The organism is Aeromonas sp. 600527 (genome assembly GCF_049175415.1).
Lineage (GTDB): Bacteria > Pseudomonadota > Gammaproteobacteria > Enterobacterales > Aeromonadaceae > Aeromonas > Aeromonas veronii_A.
Genome location: NZ_JAAKVA010000033.1, coordinates 1 through 1,525, shown reverse-complemented (window position 1 = coordinate 1,525; position 1,525 = coordinate 1). Strand labels below are relative to the sequence as shown.

The 1,525-nt window shown below is 53.0% G+C and carries 1 rRNA gene; it reads left to right on the top strand.

The annotated features are described in order from the left end of the window. Positions 1 to 1,525: ribosomal RNA gene (locus G5154_RS21055) — 23S ribosomal RNA — on the top strand; the annotation flags it as partial.

Sequence of the window (1,525 nt, the reverse complement as noted above, 5' to 3'; positions counted from 1 at the left end):
GAGGCGAACCGGGAGAACTGAAACATCTAAGTACCCCGAGGAAAAGAAATCAACCGAGATTCCCTCAGTAGCGGCGAGCGAACGGGGATTAGCCCTTAAGCATCTTGGAAGTTAGTGGAACGGTCCTGGAAAGGCCGGCGATACAGGGTGATAGCCCCGTACACGAAAACAACCTTGATGTGAAATCGAGTAGGGCGGGACACGTGACATCCTGTCTGAATATGGGGGGACCATCCTCCAAGGCTAAATACTCCTGACTGACCGATAGTGAACCAGTACCGTGAGGGAAAGGCGAAAAGAACCCCTGTGAGGGGAGTGAAATAGAACCTGAAACCGTGTACGTACAAGCAGTGGGAGCCCTTCGGGGTGACTGCGTACCTTTTGTATAATGGGTCAGCGACTTACATTTTGTAGCGAGGTTAACCGTATAGGGGAGCCGTAGGGAAACCGAGTCTTAACTGGGCGTCTAGTTGCAAGGTGTAGACCCGAAACCGGGTGATCTAGCCATGGGCAGGTTGAAGGTTGAGTAACATCAACTGGAGGACCGAACCCACTAACGTTGCAAAGTTAGGGGATGACCTGTGGCTGGGGGTGAAAGGCCAATCAAACTCGGAGATAGCTGGTTCTCCCCGAAAGCTATTTAGGTAGCGCCTCGGACGAATACTACTGGGGGTAGAGCACTGTTTGGGCTAGGGGGTCATCCCGACTTACCAACCCCATGCAAACTCCGAATACCAGTAAGTAATATCCGGGAGACACACGGCGGGTGCTAACGTCCGTCGTGAAGAGGGAAACAACCCAGACCGCCGGCTAAGGTCCCAAAGTTCTGGTTAAGTGGGAAACGATGTGGGAAGGCTCAGACAGCTAGGATGTTGGCTTAGAAGCAGCCATCATTTAAAGAAAGCGTAATAGCTCACTAGTCGAGTCGGCCTGCGCGGAAGATGTAACGGGGCTCAAACCAGGCACCGAAGCCGCGGATTCACGCTAAGCGTGAGTGGTAGGGGAGCGTTCTGTAAGTCTGCGAAGGTGTATCGAGAGGTATGCTGGAGATATCAGAAGTGCGAATGCTGACGTAAGTAACGATAAAGGGGGTGAAAAGCCTCCTCGCCGGAAGACCAAGGGTTCCTGTCCAACGTTAATCGGGGCAGGGTGAGTCGACCCCTAAGGCGAGGCCGAAAGGCGTAGTCGATGGGAAGCAGGTTAATATTCCTGCACGACTTGTAATTGCGATGGGGGGACGGAGAAGGCTAGGTGGGCCAGGCGACGGTTGTCCTGGTGAAAGTGCGTAGGTGGTGTTTCTAGGCAAATCCGGAGACACAACACTGAGACACGAGACGAACACACTACGGTGTGGAAGCCATTGATGCCCTGCTTCCAGGAAAAGCCTCTAAGCTTCAGATTACAAGTCATCGTACCCCAAACCGACACAGGTGGTCGGGTAGAGAATACCAAGGCGCTTGAGAGAACTCGGGTGAAGGAACTAGGCAAAATAGAACCGTAACTTCGGGAGAAGGTTCGCTCTTGA